This is a genomic window from Pseudomonas kairouanensis, assembly GCF_004682055.1.
Classification (GTDB): domain Bacteria; phylum Pseudomonadota; class Gammaproteobacteria; order Pseudomonadales; family Pseudomonadaceae; genus Aquipseudomonas; species Aquipseudomonas kairouanensis.
In genome coordinates, this window is sequence record NZ_QUZU01000062.1 from 21,626 (window position 1) to 30,518 (window position 8,893).

Annotated in this window: 7 protein-coding genes; all 7 read left to right on the plus strand. The window is 61.6% G+C overall.

The features are described from left to right. Positions 1-205: 205 nt before the first annotated feature. The 7 genes from DYL59_RS29040 (at position 206) to DYL59_RS29065 (ending at position 8,690) form a co-directional block, all read left to right on the plus strand. The gene (locus DYL59_RS29040; RefSeq protein WP_135292233.1) at positions 206-1,216 is read left to right on the plus strand and encodes an SGNH/GDSL hydrolase family protein; all 1,011 of its coding nucleotides are present in this window, start codon (positions 206-208) and stop codon (positions 1,214-1,216) included. A 179-nt stretch (positions 1,217-1,395) separates the two neighbouring features. Next, complete coding sequence (locus DYL59_RS29045; protein ID WP_238340778.1) at positions 1,396-3,540, plus strand: iron-containing redox enzyme family protein; 2,145 nt, start codon at positions 1,396-1,398, stop codon at positions 3,538-3,540. 17 nt (positions 3,541-3,557) lie between these two features. After that, positions 3,558-4,601, plus strand: coding sequence for an inosamine-phosphate amidinotransferase 1 (locus DYL59_RS29050; RefSeq protein WP_135292235.1), 1,044 nt, complete (start codon positions 3,558-3,560; stop codon positions 4,599-4,601). Positions 4,602-4,614: 13 nt separating this feature from the next. Then, positions 4,615-5,238 carry a LysE family translocator gene (locus DYL59_RS29055; protein ID WP_135292236.1) on the plus strand — a complete coding sequence of 208 codons (624 nt, stop codon included), beginning with the start codon at positions 4,615-4,617 and terminating at the stop codon, positions 5,236-5,238. Between the two features lie 89 nt (positions 5,239-5,327). Further along, positions 5,328-7,169, plus strand: coding sequence for a carbamoyltransferase family protein (locus DYL59_RS29060; RefSeq protein ID WP_135292237.1), 1,842 nt, complete (start codon positions 5,328-5,330; stop codon positions 7,167-7,169). Positions 7,170-7,200: 31 nt separating this feature from the next. Beyond that, on the plus strand, positions 7,201-7,344 hold the full coding sequence (locus DYL59_RS31480) for a hypothetical protein (protein WP_167496731.1): 144 nt from the start codon (positions 7,201-7,203) through the stop codon (positions 7,342-7,344). A 26-nt stretch (positions 7,345-7,370) separates the two neighbouring features. Beyond that, positions 7,371-8,690 (plus strand): aspartate aminotransferase family protein, encoded by a 1,320-nt coding sequence (locus tag DYL59_RS29065; RefSeq protein WP_135292238.1) that lies wholly within the window; start codon positions 7,371-7,373, stop codon positions 8,688-8,690. The last annotated feature ends 203 nt before the right edge of the window (positions 8,691-8,893 follow it).

Here is an 8,893-nt window from a genome sequence, read left to right on the forward strand (position 1 = left end):
TAAAAGATTGAGTTGCGCTGTATCTGCAATACACATCGTCGCCTTGGGATGATAGGCCCCATAACGGTGCACAAGGCCTTGAACACGGTAGACGCAAATCAGCGAAGCAGCACAGTAAACAGCAAATCCAGAAATGCCCTACAACAGACGCCTGCCAAGCCAGGGGTTTGAATCTGCCCAGCGAATACCAAGAGGACCAAGCGCTATGACGGCAAGGACGACGCTCACACCGCAGATGGCCGAGTACGAACAAAAATTCACCGACTCAGGTGAAGTTCGATGGTTGCCCTATTTGATGTACTTCCATCCAACTGACCATTCTTCACCAGTGGTCAATACAGATGCTTACGGCTTTCGTTATTCCGAGTCATTGGGCACCAGCTATTCAGTCGTCGACGGTGGCAAGTCCAGTGGCCCGGTGCGCCTGTTGGCCGGCAGTTCCACGGTGTTCGGCATTGGTGCCAGCGCCGACAGTTGGACCCTGGCCTCGCGACTCACCCATAACGATACCCGTGCCCAGCGCTGGATCAATTTCGGCGGCCGCAGTTTCAACTCCATCCAGGAGGTGGTGTTGTTCATCTTGAACCGGCACCACCTGCCGAAGGTGGATGAAATCGTGCTGTTTTCCGGTTTCAACAACCTTGGCCTGGCACGTCAGCCCCAAGCCTATCGGGGCGAGCACGGCGCGTTTTTCAACTGCCACCAGTTTTTCGATGCCCTGGCGCCGCAGCAGCCGGCCGCCAGTAGCTGGAGCCTGTCGAACCTGTTCGCCAAGCCGCAGCAGGAGCCCGAGCCACCCGCGCCGCCATCGATGCAAGAACAAATCGAGTACGCCGCCAACCTGACCTTGCAGCATCTGGATATCTGGCGCGCCCTGGCCGCAGACATGGGCGCGAAGCTCACCTTCATCCTGCAACCCCTGGCCGGCTGGGTCCGCGAGACCGGCAGCCGCGAAGAAGAGCAACTGTTTGCCGAACTCGACAAGCTCGGCAATTTCACCGAGGTGTATGGCGACATCCTGCAAGCCTCGGTACGCGAAGCCTATGCCCTGCGCCTGCGTGAAGGGGCACAGGCCATGGGGGTGAAGTTTGTCGACATCACGCCGCTGCTGGCCGAGGCCTTGGGCCCGCAGGATTGGCAATTCGTCGACCGTATCCACTTCACCGATGCCGGTAACGACCTGGTTTCAAAACTTATTCTCGATGTCACCCGCTAAAAGGATTTGCACATGAGATCTATCAAAAAGTTTTTCCTGCGGCTGTTTGGAAAAAAGAAGAAAAAGCCTGACTCCTCCATTTATCCGATGTTTTGACGCGGCACTGGAAGGTATTGGCTATGGACGGCTCGGTTTTAACGCGAATACCCGCAGACAACAGGTGGCGCGAACTCTATCGCTTGGCGCTCGACCCTGAATGTTTCCTGGATGCGCAGTACCTCGACAACCTGCTGGGTGACGACGGCAAGCCGGTGCAATTGCCGCTGCTGTCCCGGCAGATCGACGCGTGGCGATTGGAGCAGTCTTGCATTTACGCCAATGCCGCAGCCGCCGCCGTTGAACAGCACAACGCCCACGCATTTGCCCAGGCGTTGGCCATCTATTCGGCACCGATGGCCTCGGTGCTGGGTTGCTGGCTGCAGGGTTTGAGCGCGCCCGGCGTGTTTGAAGACCCCGCACAGTTGCGCTTGATGCAACTGTTTGCCCATGACATCGGCGTCGGCTTCCCGAACGCCTCCCGCGCCCACCATTTCAACGCGTTGCTGGGCCAGTTGCAGTTGACGGCATACGCCCTGGCGCCCGCGCAACTGGCGACCCTGCCGGACCTGCATGATGAGGCGTTCGAATTGCCCGCGCTGTTGCTGGCCCTGAGTCGACGCAGCGACGCCTTTGGCGATGAGCTCTGCGGTGTGGATTGGGCTCTGCGCGCCGTCGGGCTGTGTCCGGGCTGGGCCGCCATGGGCCAGCTTGAGGGCCTTGCGCTGGCGTTGGGGCGGCTGGACCTGAGTACGTCCTTCCCTGGCCTGGAGCCCGCCTCGTTGCGCCATATCAGCCAATGGGTCGCGCACCGGATCATCGAACAGGGCGACGATCGCCAGGCCCGCCTGCTGCGCGGCGCCAACTGGGTATTCGGCGCACTGCAGCGCTGGAATGCGCGGTTGTATAACGCCTCGCTGACTGCTACCTCGCCCCAGCAAGCCATCGCGCACTTGATGCAGCGCCTGGCCCGAGTGGGCGCGGTGTATCACCAAAATTACCTGGTCGAAGGTCGCAGCCTGGCGCAGTGGCTTGAAGAAGCCCAGCACGACCCACTGCCGCTGCTGGATGTGCTGTCGCGCAGCCGCCTGATCGTGCCGGGCAACGCGAAAAAGAGCCTGTTGGTCACCAGCCTGGTCGCACCGACCGGGCGCATGTTTCGCATTTTCAGCGAGACGGACTTGAGCGTGATTCGCCAATGGATCGATTGGCTGCCCCAGGCCGCCACCACCGCGCAACTGCCGCGCCAGCCGGTCGACAGCCCCGCCGCTGCGCCCCGCCCAAGCACCGCCAACGCAGCCGATACCGGGCACTGGCCCCAAAGCCTGCGCGAGGCCTACTTCGTCTTGCAGGGGCGCGCGCTGCAGCCGGCCACCCTGATGTTCGCCCGTGCCTATGTGAGCCGCTGGCTGGAAAGCTCGCGCCAATCGCTGAAAACATCCGAGCGCCAATTGCCGGTGCAGTGGGGCCCTCAAGTGCTGCGCGCCTGGTTGCTCGACAAGCATGACCAGAACGGCCAGCAGTTCGATGACAGCGACCCGGCGCAAATGCCCAGCCGTGAAGAGATCATCGAGTCGACCCTGCAACTGGCGCCCCTCACGCTGATCGACGGGGCGTGGCTGCAAGGTTTTACCGACATGGGCCTGGCGTCTTCCCATGTGGGCTACGCCTTGTTCCAGACCTACTGGGACGAATTGGGCAACGGCATCGAGGCGCTCAACCACCCGAAAATCTACCGCGATGGCCTGCGGGAAATGGATTTCGAACTGGCCCCCACCGGCAGCCGTGAATTCGCCCAAGACCCACGCCTGTATGAAGAGTCCTTTCGCCTGCCGGTGTACTGGCTATGCCTGGGCAAGCTGCCGGTGACGTTCATGCCTGAAGTGCTCGGCATGAACCTGGCGATGGAGTTGTCCGGGGTGGGCGGCAGCTATCGCTCGGCGCGACGCTTTTTGCGCCACTACGGCTTCAGCACGGCGTTCGTCGATCTGCACAACACCATCGATAACGTGTCCACCGGGCACTCGGCCTGGGCCGCCGATGCGATCGATGCCTACATGCGTTCATTGACAAACCCCGAGCAGGTCGCCGCGCAATGGCAGCGCGTGCGGGTGGGCTATGAGTCCCTGGCGCCGATGCCGGGCAAGTGGACGTCGATGTTGCGTCGATTGGGCTTCTCTTCGGCCGGCGATGTATTGCCGCGTCCGGCACACACAGCGGCTTCCAAAGGCTATCTGCATCACTTGCCGATCACTCGGCAGGTGCTGCAGGAAACCCGCGAACACTAACGCCACGAGGAGCAATCATGTCTTTGGTACAAGTGCATAACGAATGGGACCCCCTCGAAGAAATGATCGTGGGTATCGCCCACGGCGCGCGCGTGCCCAGGCCCGACAAGGGCCTGTTCGCCCTCGACTACAGCGAGCATCACGACTCGCCCCATGAGATCCCATCAGGGCCTTATCCCGAACAACTGGTTGAAGAGGCCCAGCAAGACCTGGACGCGTTTGCGGCCTTTCTGGTCGGTCATGGGGTGACCGTGCGCCGGCCCAAGGAGACCTATCACGCCGCACTCTTCGGCACCGGCGACTGGAAGACCGACGGCGAATACAACTACTGCCCAAGGGATGTCCTGCTGCCGATTGGCAACACCATCATCGAAGCGCCGATGGCCTTGCGCAGCCGGTATTTGGAACCCTTTGCCTACCGCGAACACCTGCAGGCGTACTTCGCCAGCGGCGCCAACTGGATTTCCGCCCCCAAGCCGGAACTGCCGGACAGCACCTACCGGGTCAACCCGCGTGAAGGCTCGATCATCGCCAACGATGAGCCGATCTTCGATGCAGCCAACGTGCTGCGCATGGGCCGCGACATTCTTTACCTGGTGTCGCGCAGCGGCAATCGCCTGGGCTACGAATGGCTCAAGCGCGTGCTCGGCGATCAATACCGCGTGCACGCCCTCAGCGGGTTCTACGACGGTACGCACCTTGACACCACCATCACCCTCGTACGCCCTGGGCTGGTGGTGCTGAACCCCGAGCGAATCGGCAAAGACCAGGTGCCGCAGGTGTTCAAGAACTGGGACATCATTTGGGCGCCCGACATGGTCGACACCGGCTACTGCTGGTCGTACCCCCGTGCGTCGATCTGGCAGGGCATGAACTTCATCATGGTCAACCCGTCGCTGGCGGTGATCAACGACCAGCAGCTGCCGCTGATTCGCGCACTGGAAAAACACGGCATCGATGTGGCGCCATTGAAGATGCGCCATGCGCGCAGTTTGAGCGGCGGTTTCCATTGTGTGTCTGTCGACATTCGTCGACGCGGCACCCTGGAAGATTACCGTTGAACGGGGCGTAACCATGCAGGCACTGGATTACTACTCGATTGTGTTGTTCGTGATCGCCACCTGCGTCACGCCAGGGCCGAACAACGTGATGCTGATGTCGTCCGGCGCGAATTTCGGCATGGGTCGCACCCTGCGCCATGTGGCCGGTATCAACGTCGGTTTTCCGCTGATGCTGGTGGCGGTCGGGCTGGGCGCCGGGGCGGTGTTCCGGCAGTACCCGTGGCTGCACGATGGGTTGCAGGTGATCGGCGCGCTATACCTGTTGTTCCTGGCGTACCAGATCGCCCGTGCCCCCACCGCAGACCTGGGTGACCAGTCAGGCAAGCCGTTGGGGTTCACCGCTGCGGCGTTGTTCCAGTGGGTCAACCCTAAGGCCTGGGTGATGGCGGTGGGTGCAGTGCTGGCCTACACCTCGCCCCTGGGTTCGTACACGGTGCAGGTGTTCCTGATTGCACTGTTGTTTTTTTTATTCGGTTCACCGTGCTCCATGGTCTGGGTTTTTTTCGGGCAGTACCTGCGGCGCTTCCTGACCCAGCCGCAACGGTTGAAGGCGTTCAACATCACCATGAGTCTGGTGCTGGTGGCCTCCTTGATCCCGGTTTTACGAAGCCTGCCATTCCCGCAATGGTGGTCTTGAAATGCAGAGAAAGGTTGCCCCTACGCCAGCAGGTCGATTGGCGCGGGGAACTCCATGGATTGGCAGGATGCGATGAGGATGCACAGTAAATGGCTATTTATGTTTTAGGAATTTCTGCCTTCTACCACGACAGTGCTGCCGCCCTGGTCAAGGACGGCGTGCCCGTCGCTGCCGCCCAGGAAGAGCGCTTCACCCGCGTGCGCCACGACCCGGCGTTCCCTGCCCAGGCGATAGCCTATTGCCTGGATGCCGAGGGCATCACCCTGGCGGACCTGAAGGCAGTGGTTTACTACGAAGACCCCCAGGAAAAATTTTCCCGGGTGATCTCCTCGTTTGCCAGCGGAGGCATCGGCGGCGCGCGTACGTTCATCAATGCGATGCCGGAATGGATTCGCTGGAAGTGGAACGTGCTCAAGTTCGTCGACGAGCAATTGGAAATCCTGGGGCGAGGCAAGGCGCCGCGCACCCAGGCCTCCCAGCATCACCGCTCCCATGCGGCGGCGGCGTTTTACCCGTCACCGTTCAAGAATGCGGCGGTGTTGTGCATCGACGGCATCGGCGAATGGCACTCGACCACCATCTGGCACGGCCAGGGTTCCAGCCTTGAACTGAAAAACTCGATTTCCTACCCCCATTCCGTGGGCTTGCTGTATTCGGCCATGACCTACTACTGCGGGTTCAAGGTCGATTCCGGGGAATACAAGCTGATGGGCCTGGCGCCGTATGGCCAGCCGATCTATGCCGACAAGATTCGCGACGAGCTGATCAATATCCGCGAGGACGGCTCCTTCACCCTGAACATGAAGTACTTCGAATACCTACGCGGTGAACGCATGGTGGGCGAAGCCTTTGAGGCGCTGTTCGGCGGGCCGATCCGTCAACCCGAAAGCCCGATCTCACAACGCGAGTGCGACCTGGCCGCGTCGATTCAAAAAGTCACTGAAGACGTGGTGCTGGGCCTCGCCACCGCAGCAGTCAAGCAGACCGGCGAGCGCAACCTGTGCCTGGCCGGTGGCGTGGCCTTGAACTGCGTGGCCAATGGCGTGCTCAGCCGCTCGGGGCGTTTCGATTCGATCTGGATCCAGCCGGCCGCCGGCGATGCCGGGTGTGCCCTGGGGGCCGCGTTGGATTATGCAGTCAAGCACAGCGGGCGCCCGCACCTGCAGGGCAACAAGTCCGATGCCATGAGCGGCAGCCTGCTGGGGCCGGGCTTTGACGACGACGAAATCGCGCGGTTCCTGCTGGAAAACCAGTACCCCTTCACCCTGTATGACGACGCCGCGCTGTATGACCAGGTCGCCAGTCGCCTGGCCGACGGCGCGGTGGTGGGTTGGTTCCAGGGGCGCATGGAGTTTGGCCCACGGGCCTTGGGCGCGCGTTCGATTCTGGGTGATGCGCGCAACCCCGAGATGCAGCGCACCATGAACCTGAAGATCAAATACCGCGAGTCGTTTCGCCCGTTCGCCCCGGCCGTGCTGGCCGAGGACGCTGGCAACTATTTCGATATCTGCGAAAAAAGCCCGTACATGCTGATGGTCGCGCCGGTCACCGACTCGATCAAATCCGAACAGTCGCGCCAAGAAGGCGGCCCGCAACGGGGCTTGGGCAGCATCAACAATATTCGCTCGCAGTTGCCGGCGGTGACCCACGTAGACCTCTCGGCGCGGGTGCAAACGGTGACCGAGGAAAACAACGCCCCGTTCACCTACCTGCTGCGCAGTTTCAAGGAGCGCACGGGCTGCTCGGTACTGGTCAACACCTCGTTCAACGTGCGTGGCGAACCCATCGTGTGCAAGCCGCAGGAAGCCTACGCCTGCTTCATGCGCACAGAAATGGACGTGCTGGTATTAGGCCGCTACGTGCTGGAGCGCCCCGGCCAGCCGACCTTCGTCGAGGCCGTGGACTGGCGCAGCGAGATCCCGCTGGATTGATCCTTACCCTTAACCCAATGGAGTTTTTACCGTGCTGAGATTTCTGGCGTTCCTGCTGTTTATCGTCGTGCTGCTGCCCATCGGGCTGACGCGTTCGGTGTTTCATTCCTCCCGTTTCGGACGGCGCTTTCACCAGGCGCCGACGGCCTGGGATCACTCCGTCAATAAGCTGTAACGCCGACCGCCCAAGGAACCGCGCTCATGTCAAAAGTGATCTACAAAAACCTCAACACCTCGCCGATCCTGGCGGTCGGCGGGACCGGCGTGTGGCTTGAGGACGCAACGGGCAAACGCTACCTCGACACCTGTGGGGGTGTGGCCGTGTCGAGCCTGGGCCATGGCCACCCTCGTATCGCAGCGGCCTTCGAGCGCGAAGCAAAAAAACTGGCCTGGGCCCATGCAGGCAGCTTTACCACCCCCGCCGCTGAGGAACTGGCCGAACGCCTGGTGCAAGCCAGTGGCGGCCTGGCGCGTGCGCAGTTTTTATCCGGCGGCTCGGAGGTGATGGAGCTGGTGATGAAAATCGCTTACCAGTACCAATGCGAGCGCGGCTTGCCCGACAAGTCGGTGTTCATCTCCCGCCGACAGAGCTACCACGGCAGTACCCTGGGCACCTTGAGCATCTCCGGCAACCCGCAGCGTCAGTCGGTGTTTGGCCGACTGTTTCCACCGGCCGAGTTTGTCTCGCCGTGCTACGCCTACCGTGATCAACGGCCCGATGAAAGTGAAGACCAATACGCCACGCGCCTGGCCGATGAACTGGATGCCAAGATTCGCAGCCTGGGCAGTGAAAACGTAGCGGCGTTCTTTGCCGAGACCGTGGTGGGCTCCACCAACGGCGCAGTGCCTGCGGTGCCCGGTTACTTTCGCAAGATCCAGGCAGTGTGCAAGCGTCACGATGTGCTGCTGATCCTCGATGAGGTGATGGCTGGCATGGGGCGTACCGGGCAGCTGTTCGCCTACACCGACGATGGCATCGTGCCGGACATGGTCGCGGTGGGCAAAGGCCTGGCGGCGGGCTACATGCCGATTTCGGCGCTGTTGATCAGTGACCAGGTGCATTCGGTGATGGCCCAGGGTTCCGGTGTGCTGGGCAACGGCCAGACCCACGTCAACCATCCGCTGGCCTGTGCCATTGCCCTCGAAGTGCAGCAAGTCATCGAGGACGAAGACCTGCTGGCGCAAGTGCGCCTGCGCGGCGAGCAACTGCGCGGCTGGCTCAGGGAGAGCCTGGCCGACCTGGACATCGTCGGCGATGTACGCGGACGCGGGTTGTTCGTGGGTGTGGAGTTTGTCGAAAGCCGGGCCACCAAGGCGCCATTCAAGGGCGGCGGCGCCTATGCCGCGGCCCTCAAGCAAGAGGCGCTGCAACGTGGCCTGCTGATCTATCCCGGCAGTGGCACCGTGCAAGGCACACAAGGCAATCATGTGCTGTTCGCACCGCCGTTCATCACCCGCGAAGAGGAACTGGGGCTCATGGTCGAGCGCTTCAATGCCGTGGTCAGGGCCGTCGCGTACTAGCGACCGAGTGGGTTTACCGGGGGGCGGTCGTTGTCACCCGCATTACGTGGAAAGGGAGAAGTGAAGATGCAGACAATTGAGCCATGCAAGGACAAGGTCCTGCTATCGGTATGCACCATGGACTGGTGTGATCACGGCGTGGAATTCGCCAAGACCGTGTTCTCCAACCTTGAGGTGTTTTGCTGGGACCCGGGCGATCCTTA

Excerpts from the sequence above, each read along its gene's own strand:
- DYL59_RS29040 (WP_135292233.1), top strand. The coding sequence starts at position 206 with ATGACGGCAAGGACGACGCTCACACCGCAGATGGCCGAGTACGAACAA.
- DYL59_RS29050 (WP_135292235.1), top strand. The coding sequence starts at position 3,558 with ATGTCTTTGGTACAAGTGCATAACGAATGGGACCCCCTCGAAGAAATG.
- DYL59_RS29055 (WP_135292236.1), top strand. The coding sequence starts at position 4,615 with ATGCAGGCACTGGATTACTACTCGATTGTGTTGTTCGTGATCGCCACC.
- DYL59_RS29060 (WP_135292237.1), top strand. The coding sequence starts at position 5,328 with ATGGCTATTTATGTTTTAGGAATTTCTGCCTTCTACCACGACAGTGCT.
- DYL59_RS29065 (WP_135292238.1), top strand. The coding sequence starts at position 7,371 with ATGTCAAAAGTGATCTACAAAAACCTCAACACCTCGCCGATCCTGGCG.